Source organism: Alicycliphilus denitrificans K601, assembly GCF_000204645.1.
Lineage (GTDB): Bacteria > Pseudomonadota > Gammaproteobacteria > Burkholderiales > Burkholderiaceae_C > Alicycliphilus > Alicycliphilus denitrificans.
Genome location: NC_015422.1, coordinates 1,033,272 through 1,050,465, shown reverse-complemented (window position 1 = coordinate 1,050,465; position 17,194 = coordinate 1,033,272). Strand labels below are relative to the sequence as shown.

21 protein-coding genes are annotated in these 17,194 nt (G+C 68.0%); 13 read left to right on the top strand and 8 right to left on the bottom strand.

What is annotated here, in order from left to right:
- The first annotated feature begins 6 nt into the window (after window positions 1–6).
- Window positions 7–858, top strand: a complete 852-nt coding sequence (panC, locus tag ALIDE2_RS05040) for a pantoate--beta-alanine ligase (RefSeq protein WP_013520227.1) — start codon at window positions 7–9, stop codon at window positions 856–858.
- A gap of 119 nt (window positions 859–977) precedes the next feature.
- Here panC and ALIDE2_RS05035 read toward each other — a convergent pair whose 3' ends face one another.
- Window positions 978–1,868: a LysR family transcriptional regulator gene (locus ALIDE2_RS05035; RefSeq protein WP_013721540.1), complete on the bottom strand. Its 891-nt coding sequence runs from the start codon at window positions 1,866–1,868 to the stop codon at window positions 978–980.
- Window positions 1,869–1,978: 110 nt separating this feature from the next.
- Between ALIDE2_RS05035 and ALIDE2_RS05030 the strand changes: the two genes are divergently transcribed.
- Genes ALIDE2_RS05030 through ALIDE2_RS05015 form a run of 4 tightly spaced genes read left to right on the top strand, consistent with a single transcriptional unit; the run spans window position 1,979 to window position 6,279 of the window.
- Window positions 1,979–2,977: a Bug family tripartite tricarboxylate transporter substrate binding protein gene (locus ALIDE2_RS05030; protein WP_085945360.1), complete on the top strand. Its 999-nt coding sequence runs from the start codon at window positions 1,979–1,981 to the stop codon at window positions 2,975–2,977.
- Between the two features lie 8 nt (window positions 2,978–2,985).
- Window positions 2,986–4,512, top strand: coding sequence for a M81 family metallopeptidase (locus ALIDE2_RS05025; protein ID WP_013721538.1), 1,527 nt, complete (start codon window positions 2,986–2,988; stop codon window positions 4,510–4,512).
- 14 nt (window positions 4,513–4,526) lie between these two features.
- Entirely contained in the window at window positions 4,527–5,264 is a 738-nt protein-coding gene (locus tag ALIDE2_RS05020; protein WP_013520231.1) for a sulfite exporter TauE/SafE family protein, read from the top strand.
- Window positions 5,265–5,295: 31 nt separating this feature from the next.
- Window positions 5,296–6,279, top strand: a complete 984-nt coding sequence (locus tag ALIDE2_RS05015; protein ID WP_013721537.1) for a tripartite tricarboxylate transporter substrate-binding protein — start codon at window positions 5,296–5,298, stop codon at window positions 6,277–6,279.
- A 27-nt stretch (window positions 6,280–6,306) separates the two neighbouring features.
- On the opposite strand, the gene ALIDE2_RS05010 is transcribed toward ALIDE2_RS05015, so the two are convergent.
- The 5 genes from ALIDE2_RS05010 to ALIDE2_RS04990 form a co-directional block, all read right to left on the bottom strand.
- Window positions 6,307–7,041 carry a hypothetical protein gene (locus ALIDE2_RS05010; RefSeq protein WP_013721536.1) on the bottom strand — a complete coding sequence of 245 codons (735 nt, stop codon included), beginning with the start codon at window positions 7,039–7,041 and terminating at the stop codon, window positions 6,307–6,309.
- A gap of 117 nt (window positions 7,042–7,158) precedes the next feature.
- Window positions 7,159–8,151, bottom strand: a complete 993-nt coding sequence (locus ALIDE2_RS05005; protein ID WP_013520234.1) for an NAD(P)H-dependent glycerol-3-phosphate dehydrogenase — start codon at window positions 8,149–8,151, stop codon at window positions 7,159–7,161.
- Window positions 8,152–8,217: 66 nt separating this feature from the next.
- Window positions 8,218–8,673, bottom strand: coding sequence for a protein-export chaperone SecB (secB, locus tag ALIDE2_RS05000; RefSeq protein WP_013520235.1), 456 nt, complete (start codon window positions 8,671–8,673; stop codon window positions 8,218–8,220).
- 102 nt (window positions 8,674–8,775) lie between these two features.
- On the bottom strand, window positions 8,776–9,039 hold the full coding sequence (gene grxC, locus ALIDE2_RS04995) for a glutaredoxin 3 (RefSeq protein ID WP_013721535.1): 264 nt from the start codon (window positions 9,037–9,039) through the stop codon (window positions 8,776–8,778).
- Window positions 9,040–9,087: 48 nt separating this feature from the next.
- On the bottom strand, window positions 9,088–9,495 hold the full coding sequence (locus ALIDE2_RS04990; RefSeq protein WP_013520237.1) for a rhodanese-like domain-containing protein: 408 nt from the start codon (window positions 9,493–9,495) through the stop codon (window positions 9,088–9,090).
- Between the two features lie 73 nt (window positions 9,496–9,568).
- Between ALIDE2_RS04990 and gpmA the strand changes: the two genes are divergently transcribed.
- The 4 genes from gpmA (at window position 9,569) to ALIDE2_RS04970 (ending at window position 13,192) form a co-directional block, all read left to right on the top strand.
- Window positions 9,569–10,312, top strand: a complete 744-nt coding sequence (gene gpmA / locus ALIDE2_RS04985; protein ID WP_013520238.1) for a 2,3-diphosphoglycerate-dependent phosphoglycerate mutase — start codon at window positions 9,569–9,571, stop codon at window positions 10,310–10,312.
- Between the two features lie 86 nt (window positions 10,313–10,398).
- Window positions 10,399–11,835 carry a S41 family peptidase gene (locus ALIDE2_RS04980; RefSeq protein ID WP_013520239.1) on the top strand — a complete coding sequence of 479 codons (1,437 nt, stop codon included), beginning with the start codon at window positions 10,399–10,401 and terminating at the stop codon, window positions 11,833–11,835.
- 67 nt (window positions 11,836–11,902) lie between these two features.
- Window positions 11,903–12,667 carry a HesA/MoeB/ThiF family protein gene (locus ALIDE2_RS04975; protein WP_013520240.1) on the top strand — a complete coding sequence of 255 codons (765 nt, stop codon included), beginning with the start codon at window positions 11,903–11,905 and terminating at the stop codon, window positions 12,665–12,667.
- A 105-nt stretch (window positions 12,668–12,772) separates the two neighbouring features.
- Complete coding sequence (locus ALIDE2_RS04970; protein WP_013721534.1) at window positions 12,773–13,192, top strand: response regulator; 420 nt, start codon at window positions 12,773–12,775, stop codon at window positions 13,190–13,192.
- On the opposite strand, the gene ALIDE2_RS04965 is transcribed toward ALIDE2_RS04970, so the two are convergent.
- Complete coding sequence (locus ALIDE2_RS04965) at window positions 13,170–13,802, bottom strand: response regulator (protein ID WP_013520242.1); 633 nt, start codon at window positions 13,800–13,802, stop codon at window positions 13,170–13,172. The genes ALIDE2_RS04970 and ALIDE2_RS04965 overlap by 23 nt on opposite strands.
- Before the next feature lie 109 nt (window positions 13,803–13,911).
- Between ALIDE2_RS04965 and ALIDE2_RS04960 the strand changes: the two genes are divergently transcribed.
- The 4 genes from ALIDE2_RS04960 to ALIDE2_RS04945 all read left to right on the top strand — a co-directional run bounded on the left by ALIDE2_RS04960 (window position 13,912) and on the right by ALIDE2_RS04945 (window position 16,473).
- Window positions 13,912–15,255 (top strand): sensor histidine kinase, encoded by a 1,344-nt coding sequence (locus ALIDE2_RS04960; RefSeq protein WP_013520243.1) that lies wholly within the window; start codon window positions 13,912–13,914, stop codon window positions 15,253–15,255.
- Window positions 15,256–15,397: 142 nt separating this feature from the next.
- A complete protein-coding gene (locus tag ALIDE2_RS24210; protein WP_013520244.1) occupies window positions 15,398–15,562 on the top strand; it encodes a DUF1328 domain-containing protein in 165 nt (54 codons plus the stop codon).
- Between the two features lie 65 nt (window positions 15,563–15,627).
- Window positions 15,628–16,020, top strand: a complete 393-nt coding sequence (locus ALIDE2_RS04950) for a hypothetical protein (protein ID WP_013520245.1) — start codon at window positions 15,628–15,630, stop codon at window positions 16,018–16,020.
- A 138-nt stretch (window positions 16,021–16,158) separates the two neighbouring features.
- Window positions 16,159–16,473 carry a BON domain-containing protein gene (locus tag ALIDE2_RS04945; protein WP_013520246.1) on the top strand — a complete coding sequence of 105 codons (315 nt, stop codon included), beginning with the start codon at window positions 16,159–16,161 and terminating at the stop codon, window positions 16,471–16,473.
- A 155-nt stretch (window positions 16,474–16,628) separates the two neighbouring features.
- Here the strand turns inward: ALIDE2_RS04945 and coaD are convergent, their stop codons facing one another.
- The gene (gene coaD / locus ALIDE2_RS04940) at window positions 16,629–17,117 is read right to left on the bottom strand and encodes a pantetheine-phosphate adenylyltransferase (protein ID WP_013520247.1); all 489 of its coding nucleotides are present in this window, start codon (window positions 17,115–17,117) and stop codon (window positions 16,629–16,631) included.
- Between the last annotated feature and the right edge of the window lie 77 nt (window positions 17,118–17,194).

Here is a 17,194-nt window from a genome sequence, read left to right as displayed (position 1 = left end):
GCCACCATGATCACCGCACGCACCATCCCCGAACTGCGCGCAGCCCTGGCCGCCCGCCCCGGCCGCCCGGCCTTCGTGCCCACCATGGGCAACCTGCACGACGGCCACATCGCCCTCGTGCGCCAGGCCAGGCCGCTGGGCGACGTGCTGGTCACCAGCATCTTCGTGAACCGCCTGCAGTTCCTGCCGCACGAGGATTTCGACAGCTACCCGCGCACCTGGGACGCCGATTGCGCCCGGCTGGAGGCCGCGGGCTGCGACATCGTCTTCGCGCCGCGCGAGACCGACCTGTACCCCTCGCCGCAGACCTTCAAGCTGCAGCCCGACCCGCAGCTGGCCGACATCCTGGAGGGCCACTTCCGCCCCGGCTTCTTCACCGGCGTGTGCACCGTGGTCATGAAGCTGTTCTCCGCCGTGTTCTTCGCCAGCGGCGGCGGCACGGCCGTGTTCGGCAAGAAGGACTACCAGCAGCTCATGGTGATCCGCCGCATGGTCGAGCAGTTCGCCCTGCCCGTGCAGGTGGTGGCCGGCGAAACCGAGCGCGCCACCGACGGCCTGGCGCTGAGTTCGCGCAACGGCTACCTGAGCGCCGGAGAGCGCGGGCAGGCCGTGCAGCTGTCCGAGGCGCTGCGCGCGCTGGCCCAGGCGGCATCGGCCCCGGGCGCGCCGCCGCTGGCCGCGCTGGAGCAGCAGGCCATGCAGCAATTGGCGCAGCAGGGCTGGGCGCCCGACTACCTCACCGTGCGCCAGCGCCACGACCTGCAGCCGCCGCAAGGCGCCGCCGCCCCCGGCACGCTGGTGGCGCTGGGCGCGGCGCGCCTGGGCGGCACGCGGCTGATCGACAACCTGGAATTTTAGATAGGGATGCTCTGCACGAATCGTCACGCCGCGCGCATCTGCGGCCTCGGGCGGTCTGAGGCGTTGCAAATGGCCAGATCCGCAGCGCCCGCTTACTGCTCGATTCGTGCAAAGCATCCCTAGGGCGCAAAGCGCTCCAGGATCAGATCCCGAATCCGGCTGGCAGCTGGCGTCAGCACCAGCTGGCGCGGCCAGACCACGTTCAAATGGGTGCGCAACTGCGCGCCAGCCAGCGGAACCAGGCGCGGCAGCCCCGCCGCCGCCAGTTGTCCAAAGCTTTGCGGCGCAAACGCCACCCCCAGGCCCTTTTGCGCCATCAGCAGCATAGGCAGGGTCTCGCCGCCCCAGTACACCACGTTCGGGACGACCCCCGCCTGCTGACAGGCGCGCAGCACCATGTCGGATATGCCCGCGCCCAGCGGCGAGCGGTGCAGCAGGAAACGGTCGTGGCGCAGGTCTTCCAGCCGCACCCGGTCGCACCCTGCCTGGGGGTGGTCCGGCGGCAGCGCCACCTGCAAGGGCTCGTCCATGATGATCCGCGTTTCCAGCTCGGGGGCGATGTACTCGCTGCGCGAGATGACCAGGTCCAGGCTGCGCTCGCGCAGGCGCTGCAGCATGTAGCCCGTCTCGCCCTCCTGCACGTGGACCGTGATGTCCAGCCCGCTGGAGCGCAGGTCTTCCATGACGCCGGGCATGACGAACAGGCTCGCCGCCGTGGCGCAGCCGATGTGCACGCTGCCGCGCGCGCCCTGCTCGGCCTCGCGCAGCTCGCGGCGCATGGTTTGCAGGTTGGCCAATAGCGCCTTGGCGCGCAGGTAGAACAGCTCGCCCGTCGCCGTGGGGGCCAGCCTGTGCCCGCTGCGGTCGAACAGCGTGACCCCCAGTTCGTCCTCCAGCTTGCGCAGCAGGATGCTGAGCGGCGGCTGCGTCATGTGCAGGCGCGTGGCGGCGGCGGACACGCTGCCCTGCTCGTAGACCGCGACAAAGCATTTCAGGCGGTGCTCATCCATATACTTTCTAAATGAAAATAAACTTAATATATATTAGACATTAGCTTGTTGCATTCCTACACTGCGGCGCATCGCGGCAATCGGCCGTGAATCACAGACCGATAGGAGACATCAAGATGCAACGCATTCGCCGCCAGGTCGCGGGCCTGGCCCTGCTGTCCTGTCTTGCGCCCGTGCTGGGCATGGGCGCCGCCCACGCCCAGGCGGACTGGCCCAAACGCGCCATAAAGGTCATCGTCCCGTACCCGGCGGGCGGCTCGGCCGATGCCATGGGACGCATGGTGGCCAACAAGCTGGGCAAGGCGTTCCCCAAGGTCAGCGTGGTGGTGGAGAACATTCCCGGCGGCGCCACCGTGCCCGGCGCGCTGGCCACTCTGCGCGACCCGGCGGACGGCCATACGCTGTTCATGGCGAGCGACGGAACGCTCAACATCAACCGCTGGCTGCTCAAGGATGTGCGCTACGACGGCGACCGGGATTTCACGCCCGTGACCGTGCTCAATTCCTACCCGCACTGGCTGATCATCAACCCCCAGGGGCCCTACAAGAACTTCGACGACCTGGTCAAGGCCATCCAGGCCAGGCCGGGCAAGGTCTCCATCAGCGTCAACACCATCGGCGGTGCGGCCCATCTGGCGCTGGACAACTGGCGCCGGCAAAACGGCCTGAACTTCGAGATCGTGCCCTACCGCGGCTCGCCCCCGGCCGTCACCGACCTGATAGGCGGCCACACCGACGCCCATATGGACGTGGTGGGCTCCTCGATCGCCCATGCACGCGGCGGGCGCGTGCTGCCCGTGGCCGTGCTGCAGGGCACGCCGCTCAAGGAGTTTCCGAAGGCCGTCGCGCAAGATCCCAGGGACCCAAAGGCCCTGGTCGTGCAATCCAACCTGTCGGTGGTGATGCGCGCCGGCACGCCGCAGGCGGTGCTGGACAAGATCTATTCCGTGCTGCAGTCGGGCGTCAAGGACGAGGACTTCGCCAACACCCTGTCCATGCTGAGCCTGGACCCGGTGCTGCTGGAGCCCGCCAAGGCCAAGGCCTTCCTGCAGCAGGAAACCCAGCGCTACGGCGTGCTGGTCGAGAAGTCGGGCCTGGAAAAGCAATGAGTCGAGCCATGAAGTTTGTCATCGCCCTGATGCGCCACGAGACAAATACGTTCTCGCCCATCCCCACCGTGCTCGGCGACTTCCGCCGCGGCACCGGCAATGGCCCGGCCTATGGCGAGGCGGCGCGCCAGGCCTGCGAAGGCACGAAGAATGCCGCCACCGCCTATCTCGACATGGCGCGGGAGATGGGGGCCGAGGTGGACTTCGCCATGTACGCAAACGCCGTGCCCAGCGGCGTGGTGGCGCGCGAGGCCTTCGAGCACCTGTGCGACGCCGTGGTGCGCAGCGCCTCGCAGGGCTGCGACGCGATCCTGCTGGACCTGCACGGCGCCATGGTGGCGGACGGCTACCCTGACGCCGAAGGCGAGCTGCTGCGCCGCCTGCGCGCCTGCACCCCGCCGGGGCTACCCATTGGCGTGGCGCTGGATTTCCATGCCAACTTCAGCAGCGAGCTGATCCGCAACGCCACGGTGATCGCCGGCTACTGCACCTATCCGCACGTGGACATCTACGAAACCGGCGCCCGCGTGGCCCGCAGCATCCGCGCCCGGCTGGAAGGCCGCAGCCAGCCCGTGCTGCTGTGGCGCCGCCTGCCCATGCTCACGCACATGCTGCGCCAGACGCCGGCCATGCAGCCCATGAAGGACATCATGGACCGGGCCATGCAGGCCGAGCGCGATGGCGAGGTGTGCAATGCATCGGTCTTCGGCGGCTTTCCGCTGTCGGATATCCCCTATGCCGGCCTGTCGGTGGTCATCGCCGCCGAGCGCGGCAGGCTCGATGCAGGCCAGCGCCTGCTCGACGAGCTATGCGACCTGGCCTGGTCGCGCCGCGCGGACTTCGTGTTCCCGAGCGAGCCCGTGCCGCAGGCGATCGCCCATGCCAAGACCCTGGAGCAAGGCCCGGTCCTGCTGATCGACCACGGCGACAACTGTGGCGCCGGCGGCGTCACCGACATCATGGACGTGCTCGAAGAGATGCTGAGGCAAGGCCTGGAAGACGTGGTCGCCGGCCCCTTCTGGGACCCCGCCACGGTGGCCACGCTGTTCGAGCGCGGCGTGGGCGCCGAGGTCACTGTGGACGTGGGCGGCAAGACCGACATGCCGGCCCTGGGCCTGAAGGGACGCCCGCTGCGCCTGACGGGCGTGGTGGAACGCCTGACGGATGGCGAATACACCGTGACCGGCCCCATGTTCACCGGCGTGCGCCAAAGCCTGGGCCGCACGGCCGTGCTGCGCGTGGGAACGGTGCTGGTCTTCATCTGCGAGCGGCCCCAGGAACCCTACGACACGGGCGTGTTCACCCACGCCGGTGTGGACCCCGCGCAGTCCAGATATGTGCTGCTCAAGTCGCGCCAGCATTTCCGCGCCGGGTTCGGGCCCTTCGCCAGGCACGTCGTGCTCGTCAGCGGGCCCGGCGTCTGCAGCTCGGACTACGACCTGTTTCCATTCAAGCACCTGAGCCGCCCTATGTACCCGCTGGATGCCGACGCCACTCCGGCCCATGCGGACGGCTGGGCGCCAGCCTGCGCCTGACCTGCGGACAAGGTGTGAACGAACTACTCTACCCCGCGGCCGTCGTGCTGCTGGGCTACGTGGTGCTGGGGATCACGGGCTTCGGCTCGGCCCTGGTCATCGTGCCCCTGCTGGCGTGGCGCTGGCCCTTGGCGGAAGTGGTGCCCCTGGTCCTGCTGCTGGATGTGCCGGCCTCGCTGCTGCTGGGCGGACTGAACCTGCGCCACGTGAACTTCGCCGAGCTGCGGCGCCTGCTGCCCGGCATGGTGGTGGGCGCCTTGGCCGGCCTGTGGCTCTCCACGCAATTGGCCAGCCGCTGGCCCCTGCTGGCCCTGGGGCTGTACGTAGCGGCGGTGGGTGCACAGGCACTGCGCACCGCCGCGCCACGGCGCCGGCAGCTGGCCGCCCCCTGGAGCCATGCCGCGGGCGGCGCGATTGGCTTGGTGGAGATCCTGTTCGGCACCGCCGGCCCACTGGTAGTTGCATGGCTGAGCCGGCGCCTGCCCGACGTGCTGGCGCTGCGTGCCAGTACCCCGGTGGTGATCACCGCCAGCGCCTGCTCGGTACTGCTGACCATGGGCGTCGCGGGGCGCCTGTCCCATGCCGACCTGTGGCTGCGCTGGCTGGTGCTGATCGCCGTGGCCGCCGCCGGCGTGGTGATGGGCCACCACTGGGCGCGGCGCGTGCCGCCCGAGCTTTTGCGCAAGCTGATCTGCGCCCTGCTGGTCGTCAGCGGACTGACGCTGGTGACGCATGCCATCCAGATGCATTAGGCAATTTCACCAACCCCGGGAGCGAAGAGACATGTTCCATTCATCCATCGCCAAAATCACCGGCATCGCGCTGGGCGCCGCGCTTGTGGCCCATGCCGCAGTCGCGCAGGATCAATCCAATACACCGATCAAAATCGTCATAGGCTTTCCTGCGGGCGGCGCATTGGACAGCATGTCGCGCGCCATGGCCGAAAAACTGCGCACCGACCTGGGCAAAACAGTCATCGTGGACAACAAGCCCGGGGCCGGTACCCAGATTGCCCTGATGACGGTGAAGCGTTCACCAGCGGATGGCAACACCATCCTGATCAGCCCGGCGCCGCCATTCGTCTCCCAGCCACTGACCTACGACAAACTGCCGTTCGACCCCGACAAGGATCTCGTCCCGGTGGCGTTGCTGGCCGATACGCCGTTGGTGGCCACCACCTCGGTCAACAGCCCCTTTTCCTCGATGCGGGAATATGTGGACTGGATCAAAAAGAACCCCAAAGACACCGGCGTGGGCATGGTGACGTTGGGCGGCGTGTTCCACTTCGGCCTGCTGCAGTTGAATCAGCAGATGGGTTTGAATTTGACACCCGTCGCCTACAAGGGCGCTCCACCCATGCTGACCGACGAAATTGGCGGCGTGCTTCCCGTCGGCATGGACACGGTCGCTTCTGCGGGCGAGCTGGTGAAGGCCGGGAAAATCAAATACCTGGGGGTTCCCGGCACGGAGCGCTCCAGGCTCATTCCCGGCGTCCCCACGTTTCTCGAGCAGGGCGTTCCGGGATTTGAAAACGCAGCCAGCTGGTATGCGGCCTTCGTTCCTGCCGGCGTGCCCAAGTCCGTGGTGAGCAAACTGGAAAAAACGATGATCGACATCGTCCAGGACCCCGAGTTCGCCGAGAAAATGGTCCGGATCGGCCTCGTCACCACCGGCAGGCCCGGTGCCGAGGTTGCCAGGCTGGCCAAGACGCAGCGCGAAGCGCTGCGGCCCATCGTCGAAAAATCGGGTTTCCGGGTAACGCAATAGCCGGCGGGCGGGCTGGCAAGCCCCGCGTCAATAGCCCGACGCGCCGCCCATGGCGCGCCCGGAGGGCACCGCCGGCGGCACCGCCGGCGTATCGGCGGCAAAGCAGTACAGCCGGCCCGCCCCGCCCGTGGCCTTGAGGGCATCCATGCCGCAGCCGCGCGAGGCATGCGAGGAGTTCCATGACTTGGCCGCGACGCTGTCGTCCAGCCCCATACGGTCATGGTGGCCTACCAGTGCCGAGCCAGCGCCGTCATGCGTCCAGTTGCCACAGGTGGTGTCGCTGGCGGCGGCGGAGGCTCGGCCATCGGGCAGCGAGCCGGTCAGGATGTCGTGCATGTTGACCGCATCGCCCCGTCCACTGAGCACCTCGCCCTTCTCCGTCAGCGCGGTCTGCTTGCTGACGTGGTTGGCGCCGTGCAGTTCCTCTACGTTGCGGGCGATCAGCACGCCCTTGGCGTTGTACCAGGGGCCGGTGCCGATGCGGTCGCGCGCGTTGACCGGCGGGCCTGCGACCGTGGCCACCGTGCTCAGGTAGGCCCGCCAGATGCGCGCACCGGCGCCCACGCCGCTCGCCAGCGCCTGGCAGTAGCGGTCAGCCCCTTCGATGCCCCCCAGATCGCCTCCGCGCCCGGGATTGCCGCTGGTGACAAAAAACCCCATGGCATGGGACCCGGCATCGCCCGGGGCCTGCGCGGACATGGGCGCGCAGGCAGCCAGCACGGCTGCGGCAGACAGCACGACCGGCAAGGTGGGATACGGCATGGCATGTCCCCTCGGAGTTTGCGAGAAGTGCAGGCTACGCCAAGAAATGGGAGGATTCAAGCGCCGCCCCGTGCGCGTCTTCCAGCAGACGCGGCGGCGCGCGCAATGCTCACGGCCTCAGAGCCGCTCCACCGTAGGCTCGCGCTCCATCAGGCGGGCCACGGCGTCGGTTGCGCGCAGCCGGCCGTCGAGCAGAGCCAGCACGCATTCGGCGATCGGCATCTCCACGCCCGCGGCGCGCGCGCGCTGCACCACGGTGCGGGCGCTGTACACCCCCTCGGCCACGTGTCCCAGCGAATCGACCGCCTGCTGCAGGCTCTTGCCCTCGGCCAGCAACAGGCCCACGCGGCGGTTGCGCGAGAGGTCACCCGTGGCGGTCAGCACCAGGTCGCCCAGGCCCGACAGGCCCATGAAGGTATCGGGCCGCGCACCCAGTGCCAGGCCCAGGCGGGTCATCTCGGCCAGGCCGCGCGTGATCAGGGCCGCGCGCGCGTTCAGGCCCAGCTGCAGGCCGTCGCACAGGCCCGTGGCGATGGCCAGCACGTTCTTGACCGCGCCGCCCACCTCCACGCCCACGATGTCCTCGCTGGCATAGACACGCAGCGCGGGGCCGTGGAAGGCCGCCACGAGCGCATCGCGCACGCGGGCATGGCGGCTTGCGGCGACGAGGGCGCTGGGCTGCCCGCGCGCCACCTCCTGGGCGAAGCTCGGGCCGCTGAAGGCGCCGCTGGCCAGCTGCGGCGCCACTTCGGCGCAGACCTCATGGGCCATCAGGCCCGTGTCCGCCTCGAAGCCCTTGCACAGCCAGGCGATGGGCGCGGCGCAGTCCCGCAGCAGCAGCAGCATGCCGCGCAGCGCCGCCATGGGCGTGCCGATGATGACGAGTTCTGCCTGGTCCGCGAGCGCGCGGGCATCGCCCGCCTGCACCCGCAGGCTGGGCGGGAATGCCAGGCCGGGCAGATAGCGCTGGTTGCTGCGCGCGACCTGCATGCCGGCGGCCTGCTGCGCGTCCCGCGCCCACAGGGTCACGTCATGGCCGACCGCATGCGCGGCGGCGCTCATGGCCATGGCCGTACCCCAGGCACCGGCGCCGAGGACTACGATTTTCATAGCTTATCACGCTTGCTACGCGGGCACTGAAGACCAAAAATACCTCCAATCGCCCGATGTACCGACTTACTGCGTGGCGCCGTTGCCTGCCTCGGCCGCGGCGGCCTGCTGCTGCTCGTACATGGCCTGGAAGTTGATTTCCGCCAGGTGCACGGGCGGGAAGCCCGCGCGCGTGATGGTGTCGGCCACGTTGCCGCGCAGGTAGGGGTAGATGATCTGCGGACAGGCGATGCCCACGATGGCGCCCATCTGCTCCTCGGGCACGTTGCGGATCTCGAAGATGCCGGCCTGCTTGGCCTCGACCAGGAACACGGTCTTGTCCTTGATCTTGGTCTGCACGGTGGCCGTCACGGCGACCTCGAAGATGCCCTCGGCGACGGGCGTGGCCTGGACGCCGAGCTGGATGTCCACGCTGGGCTGCTCCTGTTCGAGCAGGATGGCGGGGGAATTGGGCTGCTCCAGCGACAGGTCCTTCAGGTACACGCGCTGGATCTGGAACACGGGGGTTTCTTCGGTGGCCATGGTCTCGGTCTTTCGGTCAAAACAAAGCCCGCCCGGGAAAGGCTCCCGCAGCGGGCAACTTGGGACGCATTATGCAACGCCCGGGTGATGCATCCGGGCCGGCTAAGTCAGGGCGCCCAGCAGTGGCATCAGGCCGCCGCGGCCGTCCAGCGCCGCGAGGTCGTCATACCCGCCCACATGGGTGTCGCCAATGAAGATCTGCGGCACGGTGCGCCGGCCGGTGATCTCCATCATGTGCACGCGCGCCGCCGGGTCGGCATCCACGCGGATCTCCTCGATCTGCTCCACGCCCTTGGACTTGAGCAGCTGCTTGGCGCGGATGCAGTAGGGACACACGGCGGTGGTGTACATCTTCACGGCTTGCATGGCAAGGCGACCTTTCACGGGAAACAACAGAATGCGAATAGAGCCGGATCAGGCCTTTTCCACCGGCATGTTGGCCTCGCGCCAGGCGCTCAGGCCGCCGGCCAGGGCCTGCGCCCTGTCGTAGCCCAGGCCCTTGGCGATGGACGCGGCGCGCGAGGCGCGCGCGCCCTTGGCGCACACCAGGATGAGCGGCACGGCCTTGTTCTTGGCGACCTGGGGCAGGCGCTCCTGCAGCTGTCCCAGGGGAATGTTCCTGGCGCCGCCCACATGGCCCGCGGCGAATTCCTCGGGCTCGCACACGTCGATGACGATCGCCTTCTCGCGGTTGATGAGCTGCACGGCCTGCGCCGCGCTCAGCGAGCCGGCCCCCGCGCCCTTGAGCACGGGCATCAGGAGCATGACGCCCGAGGCCAGCGCGAGGAAGACCAAATACCAGTTGTCGAGGATGAAGTTCACGGGGGTCCTTGGAAGGAAGCAAAGCACGTGATTCTAAAATGATGGGTTTTGACCTGAACGCCCTAGGGACACCATGCACAAACTCGTTCTGATCCGCCACGGCGAATCCACGTGGAATCTCGAAAACCGTTTCACCGGCTGGACCGACGTGGATCTGACCGAAACCGGCATCGAACAGGCCAAGAACGCCGGCCGCCTGCTCAAGGCCGAGGGCTACGAGTTCGACCTGGCCTACACCAGCGTCCTGAAGCGCGCCACGCGCACGCTGTGGCACTGTCTGGACGAGATGGACCGCACCTGGCTGCCCGTGGAGCACAGCTGGCGCCTGAACGAGCGCCACTACGGCGCGCTGCAGGGCCTGAACAAGGCCGACATGGCCAAGCAGTACGGCGACGCGCAGGTGCTGGTGTGGCGCCGCAGCTACGACACGCCGCCGCCGGCCCTGGAGCCCACCGACCCGCGCTGCGAGCGCGGCGACATCCGCTACGCGGGCCTGGCGCCCGAGCAGGTGCCGCTGACCGAGTGCCTCAAGGACACGGTGGCGCGCGTGCTGCCCTACTGGAACGAAGCCATCGCGCCAACGATCCGCTCGGGCAAGCGTGTGCTGATCGCAGCGCACGGCAACTCCATCCGCGCGCTGGTCAAGTACCTGGACGGCATCTCCGACCAAGACATCGTGGGGCTGAACATCCCCAACGGCATCCCGCTGGTGTACGAGCTGGACGCGGAACTCAAGCCCCTGCGCAGCTACTACCTGGGCGACGCCGAGGCCGCCGCCAAGGCCGCCGCCGCCGTGGCCGCGCAGGGCAAGGCCTGAGCCTAAAAAATGGGCAGAAGCGCGGGAACTGCCCGCAGCCGTGCACTTCCAAGGTGTATATTGGTTCGAAGCGGTAAAGGTGTTTTATGGGCCACAAACTGAAAATTGCGGGATGGATATCGGTCGGAGTCGTGGCCGGGGCCCTCACCACGGTGTCGCTGCAGACCGTGGCGCGCGGCGCGATGGCGCCGCTGCCGCTGGAAGAGATCCAGCAGCTGTCGGCCGTGTTCGGACTGATCAAAACCGACTACGTGGAGCCGGTCGATGACAAGAAGCTCATCACCGACGCCATCGCCGGCATGGTTTCCAGCCTGGACCCGCATTCGCAGTATTTCGACAAGAAGTCCTTCAAGGAATTCCGCGAGGGCACGACGGGCCGCTTCGTGGGCGTGGGCATAGAGATCACGCAGGAGGACGGCCTGATCAAGATCGTCTCGCCCATCGAGGGCTCGCCTGCCGACCGCGCGGGCCTCAAGACCAACGACCTGATCACCAAGATCGACGACACGGCCGTCAAGGGCCTGACGCTCAACGAGGCCGTCAAGCGCATGCGCGGCGAGCCCAACACCAAGGTCACGCTGACCATCCTGCGCAAGGACGAGAGCCGCAGCTTTCCCGTGACCATCACGCGCGAGGAGATCAAGACCCAGTCGGTCAAGGCCAAGGTCGTCGAGCCCGGCTACGCCTGGATCCGCCTGTCGCAGTTCCAGGAACGCACGGTGGACGACTTCGTGCGCAAGGTGGAAGAGGTCTACAAGCAGGAGCCGCGCCTGAAGGGCCTGGTGCTCGACCTGCGCAACGACCCGGGCGGCCTGCTCGACGCGGCTGTGGCCGTGTCCGCCGCCTTCCTGCCCGAGAACGTGACGGTGGTTTCCACCAACGGCCAGTTGGCCGAGAGCAAGGCCACGTTCAAGGCCGCGCCCGAGTTCTACCAGCGCCGCGGCAGCGGCGACCCGCTCAAGCGCCTGCCCGCCGCCATCAAGACCGTGCCGCTGGTGGTGCTGGTCAACGAAGGCTCGGCCTCGGCCAGCGAGATCGTCGCCGGCGCGCTGCAGGACCACAAGCGCGCCACCATCATGGGCAGCCAGACCTTCGGCAAGGGCTCGGTGCAGACCGTGCGCCCGCTCGGCCCCGACACGGGCATCAAGCTGACCACGGCGCGCTACTACACGCCCAGCGGCAAGTCGATCCAGGCCAAGGGCATCGTGCCCGACGTCATGCTCGACGAAACGGCCGAGGGCGACGTCTACGCCTCGCTGCGCATGCGCGAGGCCGACCTGGAGAAGCACCTGACCAGCGGCCAGGGCGAGGAGGTCAAGGACGCGGCGCGCGAGAAAGCGCGCGAGGAAGCCCGCAAGCGCCTGGAGGAAGAGTCCAAGAAGCCCATCGCCGAGCGCAAGCTGCCCGAGTTCGGCTCCGACAAGGACTTCCAGCTGGCCCAGGCACTGAACCAGCTCAAGGGACGCACGGTGGTGGCCAGCAAGACGCTGACCGAGCGCAAGGAAGAGAAGAAGGACAACTGACACCCGTTCTCCCTCCACCCAGGCCGGGCCTCATGCGGAGCCCGGCCTTTTTCACGCCCGCCACGCCATGAACGACGACCAACTCCTGCGCTACTCGCGCCACATCCTGCTCGACGAGATCGGCATCGAGGGGCAGGAACGCATCCTGGCCGCGCATGTGCTGATCGTGGGCGCCGGCGGTCTGGGCTCGCCGGCGGCGCTGTTCCTGGGCTCGGCCGGCGTGGGGCGCCTCACGCTGGTGGACGACGACGTGGTGGACCTGACCAACCTGCAGCGCCAGATCGCCCACACCACCGAGCGCGTGGGCCAGTCCAAGGTCGAGTCCGCCGCCCAGGCCGTGCACGCCATCAACCCCCTGGTCAGCGTGCACGCCCTGCGCCAGCGCGTGGACGCGCAGGCGCTGGACCGGCTCGTGGCCCAGGCGGACGTGGTGCTCGACTGCACCGACAATTACCGCACGCGCCAGGCCATCAACGCGGCCTGCGTGCGCAGCGCCAGGCCGCTGGTGGCCGGCGCCGCGATCCGCTTCGACGGCCAGATCTCGGTCTACGACCCACGCCGGGGCGACACGCCCTGCTACGCCTGCCTGTTCCCGCCCGATGCCCGGTTCGACGAGGTCGCCTGCTCCACCATGGGCGTGTTCGCCCCCATGGTGGGCATCATCGGCACCATGCAGGCTGCCGAGGCGCTCAAGCTCATCGCCGGAGTGGGCCGGCCGCTGGCCGGGCGCCTCCTGATGCTCGACGGCCGCGACATGCAATGGACCGAGATGCGCACGGAGCGTGACCCCGCCTGCCCCGTCTGCGGCGCGCTGCACGCGCAGGCCGGGTAGGAATGCACCTACGACGGCAGCCCGCGGCTGCTGGCACCATGGCGCCCTCCATCCTTCTACAGTAGCTTCCCTGGCCCTCTACACCGGACCGGACTGGAATCCCTCGTGAAACTGCGCACCTACATCGTCGAAGACAACGCCACCATCCGCGAGAACCTGATCGGAACCCTGGAAGAACTGGCCGAGGTGCAGGCGGTCGGGATCGCCGAGACGGAGGACGAGGGCAAGGAATGGCTCACCGCGCACGCCTCGCAGTGGGATCTGGCCATCGTCGACCTGTTCCTGCGCCAGGGCAGCGGCCTGGGCGTGCTGGCCGCATGCCGCGACCGCGCAAGCGAGCAGAAGATGGTGGTGCTCAGCAACTACGCCACGCCCGACGTGCGCATGCGCTGCGCGCAGCTCGGCGTGGACGCGGTGTTCGACAAGTCCAACGAGATCGATGCGCTGGTGGACTACTGCATCGTGCATGGCACGCAGCGCGCGGCCGCCGCCGGGGCACCGGTCAATCGATCAGCCTGTTCTTGAGCGCGTAATAGGTGAGGTCGCTGTTGGACGACAGCCCCATCTTCTCCATGAGCCGCGTGCGGTAGGTGCTCACGGTCTTGACGCTGAGCGACAGGGACTTGGCGATGTCCCCGGCCGTCTCGCCCCGGGCGAGCTTGAGGAACACCTGGAACTCGCGCTCTGACAGCTGCTCGTGCGGCGGCGCGTCGCCCTTGCGGTTGAGCTGCTGCGCCAGCAGCTCGGCCACGGCCGGCGTCAAATAGCGGCGCCCCAGGGCAATGGCGCGGATGGCCTCGACGATCTCCTTGGGGTCGCATTCCTTGTTGAGGTAGCCGCTCGCGCCCTGGCGGATCAAGTTGATGGCGTAATGCTCCTCCGGGTAGCCGCTCAGGATCAGGATGCCCATGTCCGGCGCCTTGGCGCGCAGCATGGCCAGCGCATCCAGGCCGCTTTGCCCGGGCATGGACAGGTCCATCACCAGCACGTCGATCTCCTGCGCGCGCACCAGGTCGATGGCCTCGCGGCCATTCGCGGCCTCGCCCACCACGCGCAGGTCCACGTGCTCGGAGAAAAACTGCCGCAGACCGGAACGCACTATCGCGTGGTCATCCACAATGCCGATCTTGATCATCTAACCCTCTTTCAGGATTGCCGGACGCGGTGCCAACCATGACACCTCAGTAACGTTACAGGGTGATGATATGCAATTCGGCCCACCACCACCCTGGAGAAGCTCGAACATGATCTGGTCCCGCTTGCGCAAGATGGCCATCAGCCTGCCGGCAGCCCTGCTGGCGGTGGTCCTGCTGGTCGGCATCAACGAGACCGGGTACATGCGCTCGCACGATGCCGTCGGGGACTTGGCCCGCTCGCACGCCACACGCACCGCGCTGGACCGGCTGCTGCAGAACATGCTGAACGCCGAGACCGGCCTGCGCGGCTACCTCCTGACCGGAGACGACCGCTACCTGCAGCCCTACAACGAGGCCGTGGCCACGATCAACTCCAACCTCGACGAGCTGCGCCAGACCTACCAGCGGCTGCCGCAGGACCAGGCCGACTTCGCGCAGCTGTCGCAGCAGATCGCGCGCAAGCTGTCCGAGCTGGACCTGAGCCTGAACCTGCGGCGCCAGAACAACGACGACGCCTGGAAGTTCGTTCTGTCCACCGACGTGGGCAAGGACAACATGGACGCCATACGCGCCATTGCCGCCCGCCTGGTCGAGCGCAGCGCGCAACAGGCGCAGGGCAGCACGCAGGAAATCCTGCACTCCCTGATGCTCTCGCGCATCGGCATCGCCACCGTGGCCGTGATCGGCCTGCTGGCCTTCTACATGTACCTGCGCCAGACCAATGCGCTGCAGGAGGCCAACGAGCGCGAACAAGAGGTGCTGGCGCGCGAGCGCGACCGCCTGGAGCAGCTGGTGCGCGAGCGCACGGCCTCGCTGTCGGCACTGGCCAACCACCTGCAGCAGGTGCGCGAGGACGAACGCGCGCACCTCGCGCGCGAACTGCACGACGAGCTCGGCGCGCTGCTCACGGCCGCCAAGCTGGACGTGGCCCGGCTCAAGTCCAGGATCGACATGCAGGTGCCCGAGCATGCCGAGCGCATCCAGCACCTCACGGAAACGCTCAACAACGGCATCGCCCTCAAGCGCCGCATCATCGAGAACCTGCGCCCGTCCTCGCTGTCCAACCTGGGCCTGACGGCCTCGCTGGAAATCCTGACGCGCGACTTCGCCCAGAGCAGCAACGTGCAGGTGGAGATCAGCCTGGAGGAGGCTCACCTGTCCGACACGGCGCAGCTCACCGTCTACCGCCTGGTGCAGGAGTCGCTCACCAACATCGGCAAGTACGCCAACGCCCGCAAGGTGCTGGTGTGCGTGCACAACCACACCAACCACGTCTCGGTGCAGGTACGCGACGACGGCGCGGGCTTCGACACCACGCGCATCCGCGCCGACGCCCATGGCCTGCTGGGCATGCGCCACCGGGTCGAGGCCGCGGGCGGGAGTCTCACCGTGAGCTCCACCCCCGGCGAGGGCACCCTGGTCAGCGCCGTGCTGCCCCACCGGATCGCCTGAGCCGGTTCGGCGGCGTCCTACACCAGCGCACGCCCGCCACCTGCCCCCGCGCGGCGACTCCCACACTTAGAGTTCAGGTATGCGCTCAGGCGCATGCACAAACCGCGCGGCGCCATGCGCCCGTGCACAAAAGGAGTTGCTCATGTTGCACTACGCAGTGGTATTCCTGGTCATCGCCCTGGTGGCCGCAGTCTTCGGCTTCGGCGGCATCGCCGCAGGCGCCGTGGGCATCGCCAAGGTCCTGTTCTTCGTCTTCGTGATCATGGCCGTGGTGAGCTTCATCATCGGCCTGCTGAAGAAGAACTAGGACCGAACCCGCATCGCTCGCAGGCAGACGCCTGTGCCTCGCATCTTCCCTGAAAGGACACATTCGTGACAGTTCAGACCACGACCAAGAAAGCATTGGAGACGGCGCACCAGGCCGCAGACGACATCCTCGACGGCGCCAGCGATACCGTGCAGTCCGCACGCGACATGGCCAACCGCTCGCTGGACAAGGCCGACAGCCGCATACACCACCTGCGCCAGGACATGGACCCGCGGATAGACGACATCGCGGCCAAGGCCCAGGACCTCGCCAGCCGCGGCATCGCCTACTGCGCCAACACGAGCGACCGGGCCCGCCGCCAGCTCCGACAGGCGGCCGACACCACCACCCGCTACGTGTCCGAGAAGCCCGGCACCTCGCTGCTGATCGCCGCTGCCGCTGGCGCGGCCTTCGCCACCGCCGTCATGCTGGCGCGCCGCAGCGGCGAACGGCACTGAACGGGCCCGCCATCACGGCGCAACAGGCGCCAGCCGATCGGGCAGATCACAACCCCACGCGGCCAGGAGGGTGCAACAGGCCGCGAGGGATTCCTCCAAGCACCCGAGTCATCACTCCATAACCCGAAAGGACACAACATGAAATACGCCAGCGCCATCGCCTTCGCCCTGCTGACGGGTGCCACCATCGTCTCCACCGGCTGCTCAGTGGCCCGGGACCAGCAGACGGTGGGCTCCTATGTGGACGACGCCGCCATCACCACGGCCGTGAAGGCCAAGATGGCCGAGGACAAGGGCGTTTCAGCCGCCGCCATCAGCGTCGAGACGCTCAACGGCACCGTCCAGCTGTCGGGCTTCGCCAAGTCGCAGGCCGAGAAGGACCGCGCCGAGTCCATTGCCCGCACCACCAAGAACGTGCGTGGCGTGCGCAACAGCATCGTCGTGCGGCCGTAAGCAAGCCCCTCTCCCCTCGCGGGAGAGGGGAAGTCCAGGCGCCTCACTTGCATCGCCCGCGCACGCAAGCGCCGCAGCCCCCCTCCCCAGCCCTCCTCCGCAAGGGGGGAGGGAGCCACGGCGCCGCGCCATGTGCGGCGCCGTGGAACACTGGGTCAGGACTTGCCCACCTTGGCCAGCAGGCGCTGCAGGACGGTGGGCGAGACGAACTGCGCCACGTCGCCGCCCAGCATGGCGATCTCGCGCACCAGCGTGCTGCTGATGAACTGGTACTGGCTGCTGGGGGTCAGGAACACGGTTTCGATCTGCGGCACCAGCGCGCGGTTCATGCCGGCGAGCTGGAATTCATAGTCGAAGTCCGTACCCGAGCGCAGGCCGCGTACCATGGCCGTGCCGCCGCGCGCGGCCGTGAATTCGGTCACCAGCCCCTCGAAGGGCTCGACCCGCACCTGGGGGCAGTCGCTCAGCGCCTCGCGCGCCATGTCCATGCGCTCGTCCAGGCTGAACAGGGTCTTCTTGTGGTGCGCGATGGCGACGGCCACGATGACGCGGTCGAACAGCTGCGCCGCGCGGCGCACCAGATCTTCATGGCCCAGCGTGATGGGGTCGAAGGTTCCGGGATAAACGGCAACTACATGCGCCATGGCGTCAAGTCTCCTGGTCGATGGCGCCCGGCGCGGGCCCCCAGGGGCGGATTATGCAGTGCCGCGGTACATGCGGC